The following is a 20,382-nucleotide window of genomic DNA, read 5'->3' as shown; positions in this document are numbered from 1 at the left end:
GCCTTACTCCAACTGAAACGGGTAAACCGAACCGGTCCTCAAAAGCTGGGTAAGCTCGTCCAATGCGGCAAGCGACTCCTTGGCAAGCTGCGGGTCGGCCAGGTCCTCCGGTGCAAGGCGGTCGCGGTAGTGGCAATTGACCCAGGCGGTGAGGTCTTCGTACAGCGCCTCATCAAGCATCACGCGGCCTGAAAGTGCGCTTCGCTCGGCCTCTGTCAGCACCACCCGCAGGCGCAGGCAGGCAGGACCGCCGCCATTGCGCATGCTCTGCTTCACGTCCTTGACGATGACCTCGCTGATCGGGTTGTTGCCTGCCAGCAGGTAATCCTGAACCGTGCGCCATACCGCTTCGTTCTCCTGGCACTCGCCGGGCACCACCAGCGTCATGGTTCCGTCCGGATTGGAGAGCAGTTGGGAATTGAACAGATACGAGGTGACAGCGTCTTCCAGGCTGACCGCCTCCACCGGCACCCGCACCGGAATCAAAGGTGTGGCCATCTTGGCGCGCAGCTCATCGAGCGTGCCCTGCTCATCCAGAAAGGCCCTTTCGTGGTAGAGCAGCACCGCTGCATTGCCCACGGCGATGACATCGTTATGAAACACGCCGGCGTCGATGGCATCCGGATGCTGTTGGGCGAACACGGTTTGCGCCTCGGTCAAACCATGCTGGCGGGCCACCGCCTGGCTTGCTTCAAGGGTTTGCCGCGCCGGGTAGCGCTTGGGCGCATGTTCGCCGCCGAACGCCTTGCGGCCATACACGAACAGATGCACGCCCGGCTCACCATGCTCGCCACAAAGTCTCGTATGGTTGGCTGCGCCTTCATCGGAAAAAGCGGGCGTTGCCGGCAGTACCGGATGGTGGGCAAAGTGCTGCTCGTTGCGAAAAATGGCCTGGAGTACGCGACCGGTCGTTTGCGGTTCGAGAAAGCGGTGAAAGCTCGACTGCAGATTGGCCGGGGTGAAGTGTACGCGGCCATCCGGCGCATCCAGGCTTGGCGTGACCGTACCCGCATTGGCCGTCCACATGCTGGAGGCCGAACACACGGCGCGCAGTAGCTGCGGCGCCTTGCGCGCAGCACTGGCTAGCACTTCACTATTGCTGCCGCTAAAGCCCAGATCGCGCAGCGCGCCGATATCCGGACGCTGCTGGGGCGGCAGAACGCCCTGGGCGTAGCCTGCCTCCATCAGGGACTTCATTTTCAAAAGCCCTTGAAGCGCGCCCTCTTTCGGATTGGCAACCAGCCCTTCGTGACGCATTGAGGCCAGATTGCCGGCGGCCAGCCCGGCGTAGTTGTGCGTCGGGCCGACCAGACCGTCGAAATTGACTTCCCGAAGGCCACTCGGCTGAGTATTCACAGGCTGACTCCCGGCGGCAGGGTTTCGGGCATCTCCAGGGTATCGGCTTCCATGGAAGCCACCGGGTAGGCGCAGTAGTCCGCCGCGTAATAGGCGCTGGGGCGGTGATTACCGCTATCACCTACGCCACCGAAGGGTGCATCCCCCGAGGCGCCGGTGGTCTGGCGGTTCCAGTTGACGATGCCCGCACGGATACGCAGCAGAAAGTCATCCCAGTCAGCCTGCTCGCCGCCGATCAGCCCGGCGGAGAGGCCAAAACGGGTATCGTTGGCAAGCGCCATGGCCTCGTCCCAATCGCTGTAGCGGTGGATTTTCAACAGCGGGCCAAAATGCTCTTCGTCGGGTACTTGAAGACCGGTGACATCAATCAGCGCAGGGCTGACAAGGCTGGTGTTCTCCTGCACGCGCTGCATGCGGTTGATCACCGTGGCGCCCATGGCTTCCAGGTCATCCTGCGCTTTCAGTAGGCCATCGGCGGCGGCCACGCTGACAAGGCCCGAATAAAACGGTGCGGGATCTTCCTCGAACTGGCCCGCCACGTGCAGCTTGGCAATGGCCTCGCTCAGCGCCTCGATCAGCCGGTCGCCCGCCTCCCCCTTGGGCACCATCAAGCGACGGGCGCAGGTGCAGCGCTGGCCGGCGGATAAAAACGCCGACTGCAGAATGGTCAGCACGGCAGCGCGCTGATCGCGCACATCCTTGATCACCAGCGGGTTATTACCGCCCAACTCGAGTGCCAGAATCTTGTCCAGCTGGCCGGCAAACTGCTGCTGCAGCATGCCGCCCACCTTGGCACTGCCGGTAAACAGCAGCCCATCGATACCGGGGTGGGCAGAAAGCGCCTGGCCGACCGGCACGCCGCCTTGCACCAGGTTGATGACGCCCGCGGGCAGTCCGGCCTCCAGCCAGCACTGCAGGGTCAGATCCGCGGTGAGCGGTGTCTGGTCGCTGGGTTTGAACACCACGCAGTTGCCCGCGAGCAGCGCCGGCACCATATGCCCATTGGGCAGGTGACCAGGGAAGTTGTAGGGGCCGAACACCGCCATCACGCCGTGTGGGCGGTGGCGCAGCACGGCACGGGCGCTGCCGACGTCCTTCTCCCGCTCGCCGGTGCGCTCCTGGTAGGCCTTGATCGAGAGCGTCACCTTGCCCACCATGGCGCCGGCTTCGGTGCGCGCCTCCCATAGCGGCTTGCCGGTTTCCGAGGCAATTGCCCGGGCCAGCGTCTCGCTGCGTGCTTTAACCACCTCGGCAAAGCGCTCCACCAGCGCCTGACGCTCGCTGAAAGGGGTGCTTGCCCAGCCGGGGAAAGCCGTGCGTGCCGCGGCAACCGCTGCTTCCACCTGGGTATCGCCTGCCGAGGCGCCTTGCCAACATAAATGGCCGGATACGGGGTCGTGCTTGGCAAACGATGCGGCGGCGCCATCCACCCAGGCGCCGTTGATAAGCTGCTGCTGTTGGGCGTGCATCATGCTCTCCTAACGGTTTCAGGTTTCCAGAAGACGCAGGGAATCACCGCTGGCAACCCCCAGGCGCTTGGCTTCTGCACTGTTTAAAACGATGGTGTCGCCAACCGGTGCGCGCCCTACCCAGGCGGCAGTAAACGATGCCAGTTCCGTGGTTGCCGCCAGCCAGCGGCTGACACTCTCGTCCGGCGCGTCGGTTGCCACTTCCACCTGATAGAGCGAGGAGTTGCGCACGGCGCGCACGTCATCGATATAGGCTTCTACCGTGGGGCCACCGTCGAAGATGTCGATATAGCCTTCCCAGCGCAGGCCCTCTTTCTTGAGCATCTCAAGTGCCGGGCGGGTGTGGCGGTGCACCTGTCCGATACACGCCCGGGCCTCTTCGGCCATGAAGGTGGTGTAGATCGGAAAGCGCGGCATCAGCTCGCCGATGAAGCTTTTCTGGCCCAGGCCCGTGAGCCGGTCCGCCTCGTTGAAATCCATGGGAAAGAAGTGCTTGCCGAGGCTTTCCCAGAACGGGCTCTTGTTGTTCTCATCGAACACGCCACGCATCTCGGCAAGCACCTTCTCGGGGAAACGGTCACGAAACTGGGCAATGAACAGCCAGCGCGCCTTGGAAAGCAGCGCGCCGTTACGCAGATGCCGGTTTGCCTCGCCCCGGTACTCCGGGCGCAGAAACAGCGAACACACCTCCGCATCGCCGGTATGGTCCGAGCTTAAAAACAGCGTATCGATGGTGCGGTGCAAATCCAGCTGGACCGAGGAGTGCGCCAGCCGCCCCAGCCGGTAGTTGTAGAAAGGTACGGTGTGGCCCACCTGGCCTTCGATGGCACAGCAGCCAGCCAGCTCGCCGTTTGCTTCGTCTTCAAGCACAAAGAAGTAGAGCCGATGGTTGACCGGGGTGCGCTCTTCAAAGGCACGGGCGGAGGCTTCGATCTTGCCGGCCAGAAACTCGCGGTTACTGGGCAGCGAGGTAAAGCCCACTCCCGCCTGCTGCGCAAGCGTCAGCAGCCCATCCACGTCAGCACGGGCAATAGGACGAATGCGCATCATATTTCTCCTTCGTCAAAAGCATCCACTGCAACGGGCAGCGTGAGCGGTGCAGCAAATACGGCCCGCCCCTCTTCGACGCCCAGGCGCTTGGCGTCGGCCTCCGACAGCATCAACTGCCCGGTGGAGGAGAGCGCGTAGCGGGCCACGATGCAGCGAAAGCCTTCCAGCGCCTGGTTGGCAATCAGTGCAGGCTCGGCATCGGGCAGGCTCTCTTCCGGGCGCAGGCGTACCGGGTGCCAGGCTGCTCGGCAGAAGGTGGCCAGGCGCTCGCGCTCGGCCTTGACGATCGGGCCGGCGTCAAAAATGTCCACGTGCCGCGAGCGCACGAACCCTTCGGCAAGCATCTCCTGAAGCGCGTCTTCGTGGGCCGGGTGTTCACGCCCGATGGCCGCCCGCGCCTGGGGCGTCAGCAGCGGCAGGTAGAGCGGGAACTGCGGCATGACTTCGGCGATGAAGCTTTTGGAGCGCACCCCGGCGATGTGGTTGATATCGTGAAAGCTGCGGGCGAAGAAGTGATGCCCTACGCTTTCCCAGAAGGGCGACTCGTTCCTGACATCCAGGTAGCCTGGAAATGCCACGGCCAGGATGCGCGAAAAGCGCTCGGGGTACTGGGCGATGAACATCAGCCGGGCACGGCGCAGCAGGCTTTCAGCGCTGGTGCCTTTATAGCGCGGATTAAGCGAGTAGGCGCACAGCAGCGTGGCATCCGACACCTCATGAGACAGCGCCAGAGTCTGCACCTCGCGACGCACGTTGAGCTGCTGCGAGGCGTGGATCAGAGTCTCCTGGCGGTAGGTGTAGTAGGCCTCCTGAGCGCCCGCCTGGGCACGAATGGTGGCCGTTCCCAGCACCTCGCCGTTGCCCGCCTCATCGACGTGTGCGCTGTTTTCCAGCACAAAGGTGTAGTGTTCGCTGCCAGGAAACTCGATATCGCCGTTGAACGCCGCCTCGGAGCGTACGATACGCTCCTCCAAGCGTTCACGGTTGGCGGGCAGGTTGGTAAGCCTGGGAGTTGCGTGCTCGGCCAGGCTCACCAGCGCATCGATATCCGCCATCTTGACCGGGCGAATTACCAGCATGGGGGCATCTCCCTCTCTCGATAGAGCCGTTGGCAGGCTCATGCGCTGGCAACAAGCCGCTCGATCGCTCGCTCCAGGCGCGCCATGCCTTCGGCGATATCCGCTTCAGGAATTACCAGCGAGGGCGCCATGCGCAGCACGTTGGGTCCGGCAATCAGCGCCATCAGGCCTTCTTCGATGGCCAGCGGCAGAATGTCCTTGGCGCGGCCTTCAAAGGCATCCGACATCTGGGCGCCAATCAAAAGCCCCATGCCGCGTATTTCCTTGAACACACCGTGCTTGCGGTTGATGGTTTCAAGGTGCTCGCGGAACAGGTCGTGGCGTTTCTTCACGCCTTCCAGCACCTCCGGGGTATCGATAAATTCAATGGCCGCCAGGGCAATCGCCGACCCCAGGGCGTTGCCGCCGTAGGTCGAGCCGTGGGTACCAAAGGCAAGCGACGTCGCTACCTTGTCACTTGTCAGCATGGCACCTACCGGGAAGCCGCCACCCAGCGACTTGGCGCTGGTGAGAATATCCGGGGTGATACCATAGTTCTTGTAGGCGTAGAGTTCGCCGGTGCGCCCGGCACCGGTCTGCACTTCGTCAAAGATCAGCAGTGCGTTGTGCTTGTCGCACAGCTCACGCAGGCCCTTGAGGAATTCCGGTGTTGCCGGGATGATGCCGCCCTCGCCCTGCATGGGCTCGACCATGATCGCACAGGTATCATCACCCACCAGCTGGCGTACGCTTTCAAGGTCATTGAACGTCGCGTGCAGGATACCGCCGGGCACCGGACCGAACCCCTGGGAATACTTGGGCTGGCCACCCACACTCACCGTAAACAGCGTGCGGCCATGGAAGGACTGGCTGAAGGAGATGATCTTGTCCTTCTGCTCGCCGTAATGATCCACCGCGTAGCGGCGGGCAAGCTTCAGGGCGGCTTCGTTGGCTTCCCCACCGGAAGAGCACAGGTACACCTTGTCGGCGAAGGTACGCTCGACCAACGTTCTGGCAAGCTTGAGCGCCGGCTCGTTGGTATAGATGTTGGAGAGGTGCCAGAGCTTTTCGCCCTGTTCCTTGAGCGCATCGACCAGCACTGGATGACAGTGCCCCAGTGAATTCACCGCGATGCCACCGGCAAAATCGATGTACTCACGCCCCTGCTGGTCCCACAGGCGACTACCTTCGCCGCGCACCGGGATGATCTGCTGGGGTGCGTAGTTGGGAGTCATGTAGTGATCGAAATCCTGCCGGGTCGGGGTCGTGCTCATGGTCGATATCTCCAGTCGAGTCAGTCAATAGAAGCAGTATACGGGGCAAACGTCCCCGCCTGCTTTCAGCAATGGGACGGCAAGTTATGAAAAGCGGCACGTATTTCACGATGATTCATGAATGCTCGGCCGCGCCATACTTGCCAAGGTGCAGCGTTTACGCCTGGCCTGCTTGATCCAGACGCTCTTCTCGCGGGGTCAGGCCAAAATGGTTGCGGTACGCGGTCGAAAAATGCGCGCCCGAAGAGAAACCTGTCGCCAGGGCGATGTCTCCGACCGCCCGGTCGCTCTCGCGCAGCTGTTTACGCGCATCCTGCAGGCGCAGATTCAGGTAGTAGCGGCTGGGTACTGCCTGCAGGTACTTCTTGAACAGACGCTCGAGCTGACGGCGGGAAATCCCCAGGTGCTCGGAAAGCTCCAGCGTGGAAAGCGGTTCTTCAATGTTGGCTTCCATCAGCGTGACCGCATCCACCAAACTCTGCGGGGCATGGCCAAGGCGGTGACGCAGCGGCACATGCTGGCGCTCGTCGGCCAAGCGGATACGCTCGCACATGAAGTGCTCGGATACCTGTTCCACCAGCTGCCCACCCTGCTGCTGGCGTACCAGGGTCAGCATCATGTCCATGGCCGCCGTACCGCTGGCGCAGGTCATGCGGTTACGGTCGATCTCGAAAAGCTGTTGCGACAGCGTGACCTGGGGGTAGGCCTGGGCAAAGGTGGCAAAGCGCTCCCAGGGCAGTGTGGCCCGGTAGCCATCCAGCAGGCCGGCGCGCGCCAACACTTCCGCACCACCAGCGAGCCCGCCCAATACGGTACGGCTTGACTGCTGGCGTAGCCACTCAAGGAGTCTTGCAGGCAGTGCATAAGGCAGTGGCGAGGGTGCGCACACCAGCACCATATCCAGCTCCGGCGGTGAGGTCTCGAGGGTATAATCGGTATTGCAGGTCACCTGCGCGCTGCTGCGCACGGGTTGCTCGTCGCTGTTTAGCGTAAATATCTGGTAGAGCAATTGACCGCTCAACTGATTGGCCATGAATAGCGGCTCTACCGCGCAGGCATGTGAAAGCATGGAGAAGCCGGGCAGCAGTAATACGCCAATACGCTGACGCGCAAGCGTGCAAGAAGAGGCCTGGGTGCGATGCTGCATGCCAAAACGCCGTCGATAAGTGAGGCCCCATCTTACCCAATTGCACACCGAGAGGCAGCGCCTGTTAGCCATACCTGCAAAAACGCGTCGCAACGATGCTCAGGCCCGTGGTCGAGGCAAACCTAATAGCAGCCAAAAAAAGAGGCAAGACGAAAACGTCTTGCCTCGGTTGCTGGCGCGTCAATGGTCACGCCAGGCGGTACACCGGAAACGCTTACTGCTGATGCGCTTCAGACAGCGTCATGTCGCCATCCACTTCGGTGTAGTTATCTTCGTTGTAGTCTTCTGAAGACTCTTCGATCTGATCGCTGCCGTAGGTGGTATCCATCACCAGACGATCGTTCTCAAACTGCATTTCATCAAGTGGCAGCGCGATATCGGTAGCGCCAAAGCCCCAGATACCGCCTACCGAGATGATCGCATACAGCTCGCCGGAATCGTTGTGCTTGGAGATACGCTGGATATCGCCGATCTCCTCATCATCCTGATTCACGACGGTCATGCCTTCCAGGTCGCTTACCTGCTGCGTCATCAGCGTATTGTTGCGGTCGTTCTGGTCATTACGTGCATTAGCGGCGTCATCGTTGCGCTCACGCTCGTCGTCATTCTGATTGACGTCCACATGGGCATCGTCAGCCTGCTCGACATTCACATCCGGCTCACCGCTCTGCTCGACGGTAACATTGGGCTCGGCGCGCTCTACCGTTACATTCGGCTCCGGCTGCTCGATGGTCACCTCAGGCTCGGGCTGCTCGATGGTTACCTCAGGCTGATCCTGCTCGACGGTAATATCCGGTGATTCCTGCTCGACCTGAACCTCGGCAGGCTCCTGGTCCACCTGGACATCCATCGTCTCGTCGTTGGCACGTGTCTGGTTGGCAGTCGCGTTACCCGAGCGATCCGCCTGTTGCGTAGTAGCCGGTGCATTTTGCTGCGTCATCTGATCAGCGTTATCGGTGTCATTTCGATTGTTGTCCTGCGCCATGATGCCGCCTGACATACCTGTAAAAAGTGCACCAATAGCAATAGCAAGTGTTGTCCGTTTCATTAGGTCTCTCCTTGGGTTGGCTTACACTTAAGAGGCTAGTAGAAGAACGTACAATAACGCAAAATTAGTCGCCAAAACTTACAAAAGTTAACAACAACAATAATAACCGATAGCTTTTTAAGATAGTTTTTTCAAGAGAGCTTTTAAGCGCAAGAAGCCTGATTCCTTTAAAAAAAACCAGGCAGTGTATTTACCATCATGACCATGAGTTGCTCGATGGGTGCGTCAGTCAGTCCTGAGTCTTGCTGTTACCTCGACCACGCTGCTCTTCTTGAAGCTCCCGGTTCATGCCTGTCTGATCATCCATATCGAGATCACGTTCATCCTGGCCCTGCTGAGGACCCTGGGAACCAGTGGCGTCGCCTGCGGTGCTGCCCGGTTGATCTTGATCGTCGTTATTGCCCGACTCTTGCCCCTGATTCGCGGCATCGTCCATGCTGCGCAACTGACCAGAGGTCATGCCATCCTGCTGCGCGGCCTGACGATCATCACCGCTGGTATCGTCGGCCAGAGCGCTCAATGACATACCGGTAAATGCTGCACCAATGAGGATAACTGATAGCGTTTTATTCATGAGTCTTCTCCTGGAGTCAACCTGCTTTAAAAAAGCTAGTTGAGCAGTACGCAAGTCAGCAATAAAAAAATCATCTCAGCTTGATAATTGAATGAAAGTTATCGGCCTTCAGGGGAGAGTTCAGACATAAAAAAGCGCCTTGCTTACTGGATCAGTAAACAAGGCGCCGCGGCATCAGCAAATCGCGATTTATCGTCAACCTCCATTTGATTATTTCGATCAATCAGCGGTTGACGGTTTGATAGACATCAATCCTTTGGTTAAAAGAGGCCGTGTTCAATCCGGGTGTCGCTGGGCTTGTTCGAGCGTCATATTGTTATCGAGCTGGCTGTAGTTATTTTCGTCGTACTTTTCCGCAGACGCCTCGATTTCATCACTGCCATAGGTAGTGTTGGTCACCAGTTGATCATCGTTCAGCTCGATTTCCGACAGCGGCAGGGCAACCTCTTCATCACCAATCCCCCACAGACCGCCAATCGAGATGATGGCATAAAGCTCGCCCGACTCCTTGTGCTCCACGATACGGCTGATGCTGCCGATCTCTTCATCCTGCTGATTGACGACCGACTCGCCCTCCAGGTCGCGTATTTCCTGAGACATCAGGTTGTTGGGGTCGCGCGTTTCGTCGTTATCCGAGGGTCGGTTGCCTCCGCCCATGGCGGCCGGGTGCTTGTCACCGGGGGTGCCGTGCTCCTCGATAACCTCGCTATCTCTCACGGTGCTATCGCTATCCTGGGCAAACGCGCCCGCCGAGATTCCCGTGTAGAGTGCAGCAATGGCAAGTGCCAACGTCGTCCGTTTCATGGTGCTTCTCCTTGAGTAAGCGGTTACTACAGATTAGTCGACCCGGTGAAAAACAACCAACTTCTGCATAGCGCCCGCCCTGGCTGATCGGTAAAACGCAAATTGCCGGGCATCATGGCCCGGCAATTCAGTCACCCCGTTAACCCCGTTGTGGCTTACAGGTTGATCACGTCAAACTCGACGTTGGGGTCTACGTCTGCATCGTAGTCGACATCGTCACGCTCGAAACCGAACAGTTTCAGAAACTCGTGCTTGTAGCCTGAATAGTCGGTGATCTCGAACAGGTTTTCAGTGGTCACTTCCGGCCAGAGATCCTGGCAAGCCTTCTGGATATCGTCACGTAGCTCCCAATCATCCAGGCGCAGCCGGCCTTTGTCGTCGGTACGCATGTCAGAGCCGTAGAGGCGCTCGCCGAACAGACGATTCAACTGATCGATGGTGCCCTCGTGCACGCCCTGCTCTTTCATGATGCGATACACCATGGCGATATACAGTGGCATGACCGGAATGGCAGCGCTCGCCTGGGTGACCACGGACTTCAGCACCGCGACATTCGCACCACCACCGCTGGCTTTCAACTTGTCATCAATGGCCGTGGCGGCGCGGTCAAGATCCTCTTTTGCCTTGCCAAGCGCGCCATGCCAATAGATCGGCCAGGTAATTTCAGTACCGATATAGCTGAACGCAACGCTCCTGGCGCCCTTGGCCAGCACGCCGGCCTGATCGAGCGCGTCCATCCAGAGCTCCCAGTCTTCGCCGCCCATCACGGTGATGGTGTCGTCGATTTCCTGCTGAGTCGCCGGCTCGACCTCGGCCTCGATGATCGTGTCTTTATTGGTATCGATGGCGGTGGCGCGGTAGGTTTCACCAATCGGCTTCAGGCTCGAGCGCTTGACCTCACCGCTATCGGGCAGCTTGCGCACCGGGGATGCCAGCGAATATACCACCAGATCGACCTCGCCCAGGTCCTGCTTGATCAGCTCGATGGCCTTTTCACGCGCCTCGTGAGAGAAGGCGTCGCCATTGATGGACTTGCTATAAAGGCCTTCCTGCTTGGCGAACTTGTCGAAAGCCGCGCTGTTGTACCAGCCCGCCGTGCCGGTTTTCTTTTCGCTGCTGGGTTTTTCGAAAAATACGCCCAGAGTATCGGCGCCATAGCCAAAGGCAGCCGTGATACGTGCCGCCAGGCCATAGCCGCTCGAGGCACCAATCACCAGGACCTTCTTGGGGCCGGCGCTTTTATCCAAACCGCGCGCACGGGTCGCCTCGATCTGCTCGCGAACGTTCTGCTCACAGCCCTTGGGATGAGTCGTCGTACAGATAAAGCCGCGCACTTTAGGTTTAATGATCACATCGGACCTCGTTATCGGATTGATTTCATTATCGGCATGCCAATGCCGCAAGCGATGGAGGCTATTTTAGCCTGCCAGGCGGGCGCTGTCCGCTCTTGAGCTTGGCTGCCTTTCACGGCACGATAGTGCCCCCTTCCGACGATGCCCACGAGGCCATGATGAACGCACAGCAGCTAGTCGACGAACGCGGCGATCTTTGGCTTGCCCTGGCCCCCTTGTGGCTGGACCGCGAACCCAGCGAGCAAGACTATGCGCGCATGGTCGGGGTCATCGAACAGCATCAGATGTCGCTGATGGATCTGGAGTGGATGTTTCGCCTGGAGCTTGCTCCGGTCATGTCACGTCACCAGCTCTCGATTGCCAGCGAGTGGCGCAAGTTCGACGATTACAAGCTGATGCAGCAACTGGTCAGGCACAATCTGCGTTTGAAGGGCTGGCGGCGCAAGAGCTGGGCGCTTTTTTCGGGCCTGACCACCATGATGGTACGCCACCGCTGGGTGGAACTGATGCAGCGGGTCAAGGTAGCCCGCGGCGAAGTCTGATCACGGCTGATCGAGCGCAGCCTCGACCGCCAGGCGCAGCGGATAGCCGTGGTCGCGCGGGCCAAAACGGGCTATTGCCTCGCCATCGCGGCCCACCAGGAACTTGGTGAAGTTCCACTTGATTGCCTGAGTGCCCAGCACGCCCGGCGCCTGCTTCTTGAGCAGGACGAACAGTGGATGCGCGCCATTTCCATTGACGTTGACCTTCTCCATCAGCGGAAAACTGACACCATAGGTCTGCTCGCCAAAGGCGCAGAACGTCTCGGCGTTTTCCGGCGACTGTCGGCCAAACTGGTTGCAGGGAAAGCCCAGCACGGTAAAGCCGCGGTCGCGGTAGCGCTGGTAGAGCGTTTCAAGCTCCTTGAGCTGGGGCGTAAATCCGCACTGGCTGGCTACATTGACCACCAGCAGCACCTGTCCACGCAGGGCGCGCAGGTTGAACGGCTGGCCTTGATGGGTATAGCAGTCTTGATCGTAAATCGTCATGGTCGAGCCTTGAACCTTCTAGGCGATACAGACGCTACCTTGCCACGGCCAACGAATGGGCGCCAGCGCCGTTGCTTCAGCTAAACGAGACAGGCCCGGCCACCACGCGCAGGGCCAGGGCAATCAACAGCACGCCGGTCAGCCGATTGATCCAGTGGGCGTGGCGCTGCAGCCAGGGCAGCACGCGTGAATGTGACAGACCTACCGCCACCAGCATGTACCAGCCACCATCGATCAGCATGGCGGTCAGCACCACGATGGCCTTGGCCACGGCGCTCATGTCCGGGGTCACGAACTGGCTCAACAAGGCGACGAAAAAGATGATCAGCTTGGGGTTGCCAAGCGCGACCAGTACGCCTTCCCTGGCTGCCTGGCGGCGAGTAGTGGCCACGGCGTTCGCCCGGATGGCGCCTTCCCGGCCCGCGCGCAGCGCCTTGATACCCAGCCAGGCCAGATACGCCGCGCCGCACCAGGTAATCGCCTGAAAGACCTCCGGCGAACGAGTAACCAGGGCGCCCAGCCCCCAGACGGTCAAGAGGGCATAGAACCCCACGCCCAAGGCGTGAAAAAGAGCGGCCGTCATGCCCGGCAGGCGCCCGCCCCCCAGCGTGTGGCGCAGTACCAGTGCCAGACTCGGCCCTGGTGACATGGCCCCCATGGCGCAGATCGCGGCCAGCGACAACCAGAGTGAAAACGGCATTTCAGGTAAATTCCTTGAACAACGAACAGACGCCAGTATACGTCAACACGCTTAAATAACGCTGTTAGCATGGTACGCTGTTGGGTAAAATTTTCCCCTTTTCATGAAATGACGCCTGCCATCACGACAGGCGGTGCATGGCTAATTAAAGGACTTCGATATGGGTAGGGCGTTTCAAAACCGTAAGGAATCTATGGCCAAGACGGCCGCAGCGAAAACCAAGGTTTACAGCAAGTACGGGCGTGAAATCTACGTCGTCGCCAAGGCAGGCGGCACCGACCCCAACGGCAACCTGGCGCTGCGCGGCTTGATCGAGCGGGCGAAAAAGGATCAAGTGCCATCACACGTCATCGACAAGGCGCTGGACAAGGCCAGCGGCGCTGGCGGCGAGGACTTCTCCCCGGCCCGCTACGAAGGCTTCGGCCCCGGCAACGCCATGGTGATCGTCGACTGCCTGACCGACAACCCCAACCGCACCTTCGGCGACGTGCGCGGCTGCTTTACCAAGACCAAAAGCAAGATCGGCACGCCCGGCAGCGTCAGCCACATGTTCGACCACTGTGCGATCTTCGTCTTTGCAGGCCAGGATGAAGAGAGCGTGCTCGAAGCGCTGATGGAAGCCGACGTCGACGTTACCGACATCGAGCAGGACGAGAGCCAGATCACCGTATTCGCGCCACACACCGAATACGCCAAGGCCAAGCAGGCGTTGATCGATGCCTTCGGCGAGATCGACTTCGAGGTCGACGAGATCCAGTTTGTGCCGCAGAACACCACGCCCATCGAAGGCGACGACCTGGTCATGTTCGAGAAATTTCTGGGCATGCTCAACGAGCTGGACGACGTGCAGAACGTTTTCCACAGTGCCGAGCTTCCCGACACGAGCGAGTAACCACCTTCAGCCTCCAGGCCGCTTGATGTTAGCGGCCTGGAGGCTGCCCGCGTCTTCCGCCTGCGCTGTCCGGTGAATCCATTACCGCATCAGGCGGCAGCAGCGCCGCCTTGACGCCTGCCTGGCTCAACACCCGCTTGCCGCGTACGGTCAGGTCGGTGATGAACAGAAACTGCTGACGAGGGTCCACGGGGTAGGCACGGATACGGTAGTGCGTGCCCCAAGGCTGCTCTTCAGCCACCACGGTAATCGGCTGGTCAAACTTGAGATAGGCACTGGTCAGGGCAACATCACGCAGCGCCTTGCGAACCCAGCCAGCTTCGTGCGCCGGATGAAGGTAGAAGCTTGCCACACACTGCAGGCTGGTCTCGCCGTTGTTGGCATTATAGATAGCCGTATCCCACAGCTTGAGATGCGGCACCGTCACCAGGTCATCATCCGGCGTCAGAATCTTCACCGTACGCATGCCCACGTGCCGGACTTCACCGTAGGTGCCTTCGATGTCCACCCAGTCCCCCGGCCGGTAAGGCAGCTCGATGGCCGATACCACACCGGCAATCAGGCTGCTGACATAGTCTTTCAGGGCAAAGCCGATCGCCAGGCCAACCGCGCCCAGCACCGTCACCATATTGCGCAGCGAAGGTTCGATCACGATCGGCACGGCAATGGCCAGTGCCGTGATCAGGATGAGCAGCCGGGTCAAGGGTACCAGGGCAAATACCCGAAAACGCACCTGCCCGTGCAACCGGTTGGCCAGCCAGTTCAATCCCCGCTGGCTGACGATGATCAGCAGAACCACGCACACCAGTATCACGGCCAGCGTGATCAATGTCGGGCCATCGATATCGTTGAACAGCCTGGCGTACCGTTTTGGATCGTCCATCAAGGCTCCTACAGCGGGTCGACAAGATAATTACGGGATTCCAGCAGTTGACGAACGCTGGCATAGCTCAGCGGGGCCACCTGCCAGCGGCTTCCCTGGCACGACAGGATGCCCTGGCGCGTCAGCGCCAGCCGGGCGTTCAACGCCTCGTGGTGAGAAAACGGCAGCACATCGCCCAGCGCCTGATCCTCAAGCCCGCCGTGAAGCAGGAGCGCGTGCAGCACCAGCATGGCCACATCGCCAGTTGTTGCTGGAAGCTCGGCATCAGCCAGCGCATCCAGCAGCCACAGCTTTTGCGAATGCGCTTGTGCACCGTGTTCCGAGACTGGTTCGCGCAGCCGTTCGCGCCAGTAGTGCCAGGCAACGCCCAGGTGCCCGCGGCAATGCGCCGCCAGACGCTGCAGCTCTCCATTTGCCGTCGCCTTGCGCACCTGATCATCACGCCGAGGCAGCACGAGCTTACCGGTGCGCGTGCTGTACACGGCGAGCTCATCCTCCTGGCTTGAGGCAATAGCGGCGAAATAACTCGCCAGTTGCTCGCCCTCGAGCGCTTGCAGGGTAAACACGGGCGCGCCCTCTACACCTACCACATGTTGCAAGTATGCGTAGGTCCAGCTGTCGCAGCCAATCACGCCATGGCCCAGGCGGCCGCTCATGGCGCGCTCCAGGAACTCACGCACCCCCTGCAGCCCCTGAGAGTGGCGCAGCATGTGCCGTTCAAGCTCAGGCAGTGCCCAGCGCTTGAACGGTGCGCAGTGCTTCACCCATTCAAGACTGCCATCGGTCAGTGCCTGGTAGGTAGGCGGGGGTATTTCATCGACGCCCTGCTGTCTGGCCCAGTGGCCGACCACTTCCCCATGGCCGCCATGGGGTGGCGTGATAAAAAACACGACCGGTTCACTCTCCAGTCCCTGCCGCGAGAGGGCCTGAGCAAGAAGCTCGGCGGCGGGCGACCAATCGATACTCGGTACGATATGCGAAAGCCTTGTTTCCGGCAGCTTGCGCAGCTCATGCTCTTGCTTGGCCTGTTGCTCGGTATCGCGCTCGCCCATCAGCCTGGAAGCCACTGTCCGCCACGTTCGTTGCCACTGGCTCGCCTGGGTACTGTCAGGCGTCGTGAATTCCTCGAGTGTCACCACCGCCCAGCACCTTGAAGCGGCTTTTGTCGAGCGCTGTGTCATCGTCGACCCCGGGGCTTGTCGTAAAAAGGATAAAGAAGATCAAGATTAGCACGCAGTTCGGTGTCGTAGCGGGCTATTCGAACTTATCGACTAAAATGCACTCTTTACATGAGTCCCTTTTTACATGAGCCCCTTTTCACCCCGCAAACGTCGAGCATTTATGCAGGAGCCGATCATGAGCATTGTTCATGTTAGCGAGAAAGAGCTATACGCAAAGCTTGAAAAATGTATGGCGGGAGAACGTGTATTGATTGACCGGGATGGCAGACGCTTCAGCGCCCGTATCCAGCTTGCACGGGCGATGGATGCCACGGTCATACCCGAAAGGCAGCTTCTGGACAATTCCGGCGATGCCGACGAGATCGACAGCATCACGGTACCCTATGACGCCATCTGGGAGCTGGAAATCAAGGGCGTGGTCTACAGTCGGCAGGCCTAGTAAACACAGGCTGCCTGCCGCACGGCCCGCGGGCGGTGCGGCAGGCAATCATGCCTGGAACCTTTTTAAAAGCTCAGGCAGATCTTGCCCAGGTGCTTGCCATCTTCCTGATAGCGAAACGCGTCAGCGATATCGCCAAGGGCGAACTCGCGGTCGATGATCGGGCGCATCGCATTGGCTTCAAGTGCCTTGATCATCTCCATCTGATGGCGGCGGCTCCCCACGATCAACCCCTGCAGGCGCGCTTGCTTGGCCATCAGCTTGGCGGTGGGAACATCGCCCTGGCGGCCGGTGAGCACGCCAATCAGCGAAATGTGGCCGCCTATCCTGACCGCATCGATGGATTGGGGCAGCGTGCCCGGGCCACCGACTTCGATGACATGGTCCACACCTTCCCCATCGGTCAGCGCCTTCACCCTCTTGCCCCACTCCGGCTCTTGCTGGTAGTTGATGGTATGCGCCGCACCCAGCTTCTCGAGACGGGCAAGCTTCTCATCGGAAGAGGAGGTGGCAATCACGTCAGCCCCCATCATGCGCGCAAACTGAAGCGCGAATACGGACACCCCGCCGGAGCCCAGCACCAGCACCTTGTCACCGGCCTTCAATCCACCATCCACCACCAGTGCGCGCCAGGCGGTCAGCCCGGCGGTGGTCAGCGTGGCTGACTCGGCATGGCTGTAGCCCTTGGGCTGATGAGTGAACCACTGCGCCGGGCGAATCACCTGTTCACAGGCGTAACCATCCACGCCGTCGCCGGGAGTGGTGGTGAAATCGGCAATCCGCGCCGGGCCTTCCAGCCAGTAGGGAAAGAACGTCGATACCACCCGGTCACCAACGGCAAACTCGCTTACGCCATCGCCAACCTCCTCGACGATGCCTGCCCCATCGGACATCGGAATACGCCCATCGGCGGTAGGCATCTTGCCGGCCACGACCCCGTAATCGTGAAAGTTCAACGAGCTTGCATGTATCCGGACCCGAATCTCGCCCGGGCCTGGCGCCCCCGGGTCCGGCGCCTCCTGCATGGTCAGCTTGTCCAGTCCGCCGGGCGCTCGTAACGTAACGACTTTCATGTGATACCTCCTGATTGCGCTATCTGTGAAAGACACGTTAGCAGACGATTCGGCGCCTCACACCTCCACGCCCAAAAAGCCGCCCGATTGACGCTTCCACAGGCCGGCATAGATACCGTCTTGCGCCAGCAGCTGCGCGTGAGTACCGCTTTCCACGATCTGCCCCTTTTCAACCACGATCAGCCGGTCGAGCATGGCGATGGTGGAGAGCCGGTGGGCAATGGCGATCACCGTCTTGCCTTCCATCAGCGTATCGAGCTGCTCCTGAATGGCCGCCTCGACCTCGGAGTCGAGTGCCGAGGTAGCTTCGTCCAGCACCAGAATGGGCGCGTTCTTCAGCAGCACCCGGGCAATGGCAATACGCTGGCGCTGCCCGCCGGAGAGCTTGACGCCCCGCTCGCCCACGTGGGCATCAAGCCCCCGGCGGCCTTGCGGGTCTACCAGATCGTTGATGAACGTATCGGCATGGGCACGGCATACGGCGTTCCAGACGTCCTCATCGCTTGCATGAGGGCTTCCGTAGCGGATGTTGTCGCGCAGCGAACGATGCAAGAGCGAGGTGTCCTGGGTCACCATGCCAATCTGATGACGCAGCGAGGTCTGGGTCACCTGCGAGATATCCTGGCCGTCGATCAAGATGCGCCCACCCTGCACGTCGTAAAAGCGCAGCAGCAGGTTGGCAAGGGTCGACTTGCCCGCCCCGGAGCGACCGATCAGGCCGATCTTTTCGCCCGGCGCGATGGTCAGGTCCAGGCCATCGAATACCGTGCGGTTTTCGCCCTTGGCCTGGGCATAGCCAAAGTGCAAGCCGTCAAAATGTATCTCGCCCTGCGGTACTTCAAGCGCAGGGGCATCGGGAACATCGCGGATACTCGGCTCCTGGGCGATGGTGTTCATGCCATCCTGCACGGTGCCGATGTTCTCGAAAAGCCCGGCCACCTCCCACAAGATCCAGTCGGACATGAAGCGGATTCGCATTACCAGTGCAATGGCAATGGTCAGTATGCCAAGCGATATGGCATCGACATACCAGGCACTGATGGCCATGCCGGCGGTACCCACCAGCAGCGCGGTATTCAAAAGCGTCAGGCAGACGCTCATGATGGTGACCAGGCGCATCTGACGATGCACGGTGCCCATGAAGCCCTCCATGGCATCGCGGGCGTAGCGCTGTTCACGCTCGGTATCGGCAAACAGCTTGATGGTCTGGATATTGCTGTAGCTGTCCACCACCCGCCCCGTCATCTGGGCGCGCGCATCGGCCTGGGCCATGGATACATCGCGCAGCCGAGGGACGAAAAAGCGCATGATGGCCAGGTACCCGACAAGCCACAGCCCCAGTGGCAACAGCAGCCATAGATCGGCCCGGCCGAGCAGAATGGCCGCGCCGGTGAAATACACGATGGCATAGACCAGAAGGTCCATCACCTTGGTGACCGTCTCACGAATGGCCAGGGCGGTCTGCATCACTTTCTGTGACACCCGGCCGGCAAACTCGTCCTGATAGAACGCCAGGCTCTGATTGAGCATATGTCGATGCGAAAGCCAACGGCCGATCATCGGATAGTTACCGAAGATGCTCTGATGGGTCACCAGTGACTGCATCAATACCAGCAGCGGCAGGCCGACCAGCACCAGGACACCAACGCCCATCAGCCAAGGGCCGTGGGCCGACCAGAAGCCTTCGCGCTCGACGTTGCCAAGCCAGTCCACCAGCTCGCCCATGTAGCTGAAAAAGAATACCTCGGCGGCGGATACCAGGGCCGTGAACAGCGTCATGGCGATCAGCAGCGGCAACATGGGGCGTGAAAAGTGCCAGATGAACGGTAAAAGACCTCGGGGCGGCGTCTGGATCTCCCCTTCCGGGTAAGGGTCTATACGGGTTTCAAAGTAACGAAACAGCGGGTTCAGCAAACGAGACAACATGGAAGGTTCCTTACGTTACTTATCCATCGTGAAATGAAGACGCGTGCCGACGGCGAAGCAGCCAGCGCGCCCAGAAAGGCGCGAACAGCATGAGCGCCACCATGCGCAGAAGATGATGAAAGGCGACGAACACGGGGTCGATATCCAGCGCTACCGCCAGGATGGCCATTTCGCCGATCCCGCCCGGCGCCAGGGCCAGCAAGGCCACATCGCGCCCGACACCCAGCAGCCGATGAATCAGTTCGGCAAACAGTCCAAGTGCACAGAGCGCCAACAGCGTGGCAATGCCCGACTGCCAGAGATAGCGCCCCAGGAGCCTGCGTGTCATGCCCTTGAAGCGCGAGCCAATAGCGCAGCCCAATACCCACAACATCAGGTTCATGCCCCAATCGGGCAGCGCAAGGCTTGCGATATCGAAGCCGGAAAGCAGCGCGGCGGCCAGCAGCGGGGCAAGGAGCGCGGGGGTGGGAAGGCGCAGCCGGCGGCCAAGCATCAACAGCGGCGGAATCAGCAGCAGCATCCAGGCGTGTTCGAACCCTGATGCCTGAGTCGCGCCCTCCACGCCGCCGCCTTCGTAGGCCCAGAACAGCGGCGGTAGAAACAGGATGACCAGAATCACGCGCAGCGACTGGGCAACGGCAATGCGCTGAGGGTCGCCGCCGCACTTGTCGCCCAGCAGGATCATGGCCGTCATGGCGCCGGGCGCGGCGCCAAACCAGGCGCTCACCGGATCGAACCCGCAGCGCCGATACCAGGCCGCCGCAACCGCGGTGGACGCCGCCACTCCAAGCAGCAACAGCACGGCGGAAAGCGGCCAGTCCACCACGCGACTGGCAAGTTCCGGTGTGACCTGGCTACCGAGTACCAGCCCCATCACCGCCAGAAAGACGCCGCGCAGCCGCTCGGGAATCACCACGTTCACGCCCCGGGACGACACCAGCAGATTGGCAATCAGCGGGCCCAGCATCCAGGCAAGCGGCAGGCCGGCAAGTTCGAAGATGACACCACCCAGCGCGCCCACCGCAAGTGATGTCAACAACCCTCTTGCCGTCACCGCGCTCATCCTGATGCCCTTCACACCCGCTCCTTGTGTCGCGCCCGACGCCTCAGCCCTTCTTGCTCACCCAG

At 60.5% G+C, this 20,382-nt stretch carries 20 protein-coding genes; 3 read left to right on the top strand and 17 right to left on the bottom strand.

Features of this window, described 5'->3' with window-relative positions; all coding sequences use genetic code 11:
- Positions 1–3: 3 nt before the first annotated feature.
- From astB to fabV, 10 genes are all read right to left on the bottom strand, one after another.
- Entirely contained in the window at positions 4–1,356 is a 1,353-nt protein-coding gene (gene astB, locus HW452_RS01730; RefSeq protein ID WP_224104378.1) for an N-succinylarginine dihydrolase, read from the bottom strand.
- A complete protein-coding gene (gene astD / locus HW452_RS01725; RefSeq protein ID WP_224104377.1) occupies positions 1,353–2,825 on the bottom strand; it encodes a succinylglutamate-semialdehyde dehydrogenase in 1,473 nt (490 codons plus the stop codon). Before astD ends, astB begins: the two co-directional genes overlap by 4 nt.
- Before the next feature lie 18 nt (positions 2,826–2,843).
- On the bottom strand, positions 2,844–3,872 hold the full coding sequence (astA, locus tag HW452_RS01720) for an arginine N-succinyltransferase (protein WP_224104376.1): 1,029 nt from the start codon (positions 3,870–3,872) through the stop codon (positions 2,844–2,846).
- Positions 3,872–4,954: an arginine N-succinyltransferase gene (locus HW452_RS01715; RefSeq protein WP_224104375.1), complete on the bottom strand. Its 1,083-nt coding sequence runs from the start codon at positions 4,952–4,954 to the stop codon at positions 3,872–3,874. The genes astA and HW452_RS01715 overlap by 1 nt, the downstream gene beginning before the upstream one ends.
- 38 nt (positions 4,955–4,992) lie before the next feature.
- The gene (locus tag HW452_RS01710; RefSeq protein ID WP_224104374.1) at positions 4,993–6,207 is read right to left on the bottom strand and encodes an aspartate aminotransferase family protein; all 1,215 of its coding nucleotides are present in this window, start codon (positions 6,205–6,207) and stop codon (positions 4,993–4,995) included.
- 157 nt (positions 6,208–6,364) lie between these two features.
- Complete coding sequence (locus HW452_RS01705) at positions 6,365–7,354, bottom strand: GlxA family transcriptional regulator (RefSeq protein WP_224104373.1); 990 nt, start codon at positions 7,352–7,354, stop codon at positions 6,365–6,367.
- 214 nt (positions 7,355–7,568) lie between these two features.
- Complete coding sequence (locus tag HW452_RS01700; protein WP_224104372.1) at positions 7,569–8,402, bottom strand: PRC-barrel domain-containing protein; 834 nt, start codon at positions 8,400–8,402, stop codon at positions 7,569–7,571.
- A 229-nt stretch (positions 8,403–8,631) separates the two neighbouring features.
- Positions 8,632–8,976 carry a hypothetical protein gene (locus HW452_RS01695; protein ID WP_224104371.1) on the bottom strand — a complete coding sequence of 115 codons (345 nt, stop codon included), beginning with the start codon at positions 8,974–8,976 and terminating at the stop codon, positions 8,632–8,634.
- Between the two features lie 276 nt (positions 8,977–9,252).
- A complete protein-coding gene (locus HW452_RS01690; protein ID WP_224104370.1) occupies positions 9,253–9,780 on the bottom strand; it encodes a PRC-barrel domain-containing protein in 528 nt (175 codons plus the stop codon).
- A gap of 155 nt (positions 9,781–9,935) precedes the next feature.
- Entirely contained in the window at positions 9,936–11,132 is a 1,197-nt protein-coding gene (gene fabV, locus HW452_RS01685) for an enoyl-ACP reductase FabV (RefSeq protein WP_224104369.1), read from the bottom strand.
- A 158-nt stretch (positions 11,133–11,290) separates the two neighbouring features.
- Between fabV and HW452_RS01680 the strand changes: the two genes are divergently transcribed.
- Positions 11,291–11,674 carry a DUF7079 family protein gene (locus HW452_RS01680; RefSeq protein WP_224104572.1) on the top strand — a complete coding sequence of 128 codons (384 nt, stop codon included), beginning with the start codon at positions 11,291–11,293 and terminating at the stop codon, positions 11,672–11,674.
- Here HW452_RS01680 and HW452_RS01675 read toward each other — a convergent pair whose 3' ends face one another.
- Entirely contained in the window at positions 11,675–12,160 is a 486-nt protein-coding gene (locus tag HW452_RS01675) for a glutathione peroxidase (RefSeq protein ID WP_224104368.1), read from the bottom strand.
- Between the two features lie 76 nt (positions 12,161–12,236).
- Complete coding sequence (locus HW452_RS01670; RefSeq protein ID WP_224104367.1) at positions 12,237–12,860, bottom strand: LysE family translocator; 624 nt, start codon at positions 12,858–12,860, stop codon at positions 12,237–12,239.
- Positions 12,861–13,020: 160 nt separating this feature from the next.
- Between HW452_RS01670 and HW452_RS01665 the strand changes: the two genes are divergently transcribed.
- Positions 13,021–13,752 carry a YebC/PmpR family DNA-binding transcriptional regulator gene (locus HW452_RS01665; RefSeq protein WP_224104366.1) on the top strand — a complete coding sequence of 244 codons (732 nt, stop codon included), beginning with the start codon at positions 13,021–13,023 and terminating at the stop codon, positions 13,750–13,752.
- Between the two features lie 28 nt (positions 13,753–13,780).
- Here the strand turns inward: HW452_RS01665 and HW452_RS01660 are convergent, their stop codons facing one another.
- Entirely contained in the window at positions 13,781–14,635 is an 855-nt protein-coding gene (locus HW452_RS01660) for a mechanosensitive ion channel family protein (protein ID WP_224104365.1), read from the bottom strand.
- Between the two features lie 8 nt (positions 14,636–14,643).
- Positions 14,644–15,774 (bottom strand): hypothetical protein, encoded by a 1,131-nt coding sequence (locus HW452_RS01655; protein ID WP_317986302.1) that lies wholly within the window; start codon positions 15,772–15,774, stop codon positions 14,644–14,646.
- A gap of 217 nt (positions 15,775–15,991) precedes the next feature.
- Between HW452_RS01655 and HW452_RS01650 the strand changes: the two genes are divergently transcribed.
- Positions 15,992–16,255 (top strand): hypothetical protein, encoded by a 264-nt coding sequence (locus HW452_RS01650; RefSeq protein WP_224104363.1) that lies wholly within the window; start codon positions 15,992–15,994, stop codon positions 16,253–16,255.
- Between the two features lie 65 nt (positions 16,256–16,320).
- Here the strand turns inward: HW452_RS01650 and HW452_RS01645 are convergent, their stop codons facing one another.
- Genes HW452_RS01645 through HW452_RS01635 form a run of 3 tightly spaced genes read right to left on the bottom strand, consistent with a single transcriptional unit; the run spans position 16,321 to position 20,317 of the window.
- A complete protein-coding gene (locus HW452_RS01645) occupies positions 16,321–17,328 on the bottom strand; it encodes a zinc-dependent alcohol dehydrogenase family protein (RefSeq protein WP_224104362.1) in 1,008 nt (335 codons plus the stop codon).
- Between the two features lie 57 nt (positions 17,329–17,385).
- A complete protein-coding gene (locus HW452_RS01640; protein ID WP_317986301.1) occupies positions 17,386–19,254 on the bottom strand; it encodes an ABC transporter ATP-binding protein in 1,869 nt (622 codons plus the stop codon).
- A gap of 19 nt (positions 19,255–19,273) precedes the next feature.
- Positions 19,274–20,317, bottom strand: coding sequence for an AbrB family transcriptional regulator (locus HW452_RS01635; protein ID WP_263433521.1), 1,044 nt, complete (start codon positions 20,315–20,317; stop codon positions 19,274–19,276).
- Positions 20,318–20,382 lie beyond the last annotated feature (65 nt).

It is taken from the genome of Vreelandella aquamarina (assembly GCF_020075495.1).
Lineage (GTDB): Bacteria > Pseudomonadota > Gammaproteobacteria > Pseudomonadales > Halomonadaceae > Vreelandella > Vreelandella aquamarina_A.
Note: the sequence above shows the minus strand (reverse complement) of the source record. Positions and strands in the feature narration are given on the sequence as shown.

What these genes read in the sequence shown, in the direction of transcription:
- astD (WP_224104377.1), bottom strand. Translation starts at nt 2,825, where the DNA reads ATGCACGCCCAACAGCAGCAGCTTATCAACGGCGCCTGGGTGGATGGC.
- astA (WP_224104376.1), bottom strand. Translation starts at nt 3,872, where the DNA reads ATGCGCATTCGTCCTATTGCCCGTGCTGACGTGGATGGGCTGCTGACG.
- HW452_RS01715 (WP_224104375.1), bottom strand. Translation starts at nt 4,954, where the DNA reads ATGCTGGTAATTCGCCCGGTCAAGATGGCGGATATCGATGCGCTGGTG.
- HW452_RS01710 (WP_224104374.1), bottom strand. Translation starts at nt 6,207, where the DNA reads ATGAGCACGACCCCGACCCGGCAGGATTTCGATCACTACATGACTCCC.
- HW452_RS01705 (WP_224104373.1), bottom strand. Translation starts at nt 7,354, where the DNA reads ATGCAGCATCGCACCCAGGCCTCTTCTTGCACGCTTGCGCGTCAGCGT.
- HW452_RS01700 (WP_224104372.1), bottom strand. Translation starts at nt 8,402, where the DNA reads ATGAAACGGACAACACTTGCTATTGCTATTGGTGCACTTTTTACAGGT.
- HW452_RS01695 (WP_224104371.1), bottom strand. Translation starts at nt 8,976, where the DNA reads ATGAATAAAACGCTATCAGTTATCCTCATTGGTGCAGCATTTACCGGT.
- HW452_RS01690 (WP_224104370.1), bottom strand. Translation starts at nt 9,780, where the DNA reads ATGAAACGGACGACGTTGGCACTTGCCATTGCTGCACTCTACACGGGA.
- HW452_RS01680 (WP_224104572.1), top strand. Translation starts at nt 11,291, where the DNA reads ATGAACGCACAGCAGCTAGTCGACGAACGCGGCGATCTTTGGCTTGCC.
- HW452_RS01675 (WP_224104368.1), bottom strand. Translation starts at nt 12,160, where the DNA reads ATGACGATTTACGATCAAGACTGCTATACCCATCAAGGCCAGCCGTTC.
- HW452_RS01670 (WP_224104367.1), bottom strand. Translation starts at nt 12,860, where the DNA reads ATGCCGTTTTCACTCTGGTTGTCGCTGGCCGCGATCTGCGCCATGGGG.
- HW452_RS01665 (WP_224104366.1), top strand. Translation starts at nt 13,021, where the DNA reads ATGGGTAGGGCGTTTCAAAACCGTAAGGAATCTATGGCCAAGACGGCC.
- HW452_RS01660 (WP_224104365.1), bottom strand. Translation starts at nt 14,635, where the DNA reads ATGGACGATCCAAAACGGTACGCCAGGCTGTTCAACGATATCGATGGC.
- HW452_RS01650 (WP_224104363.1), top strand. Translation starts at nt 15,992, where the DNA reads ATGAGCATTGTTCATGTTAGCGAGAAAGAGCTATACGCAAAGCTTGAA.
- HW452_RS01645 (WP_224104362.1), bottom strand. Translation starts at nt 17,328, where the DNA reads ATGAAAGTCGTTACGTTACGAGCGCCCGGCGGACTGGACAAGCTGACC.
- HW452_RS01640 (WP_317986301.1), bottom strand. Translation starts at nt 19,254, where the DNA reads ATGTTGTCTCGTTTGCTGAACCCGCTGTTTCGTTACTTTGAAACCCGT.
- HW452_RS01635 (WP_263433521.1), bottom strand. Translation starts at nt 20,317, where the DNA reads ATGAGCGCGGTGACGGCAAGAGGGTTGTTGACATCACTTGCGGTGGGC.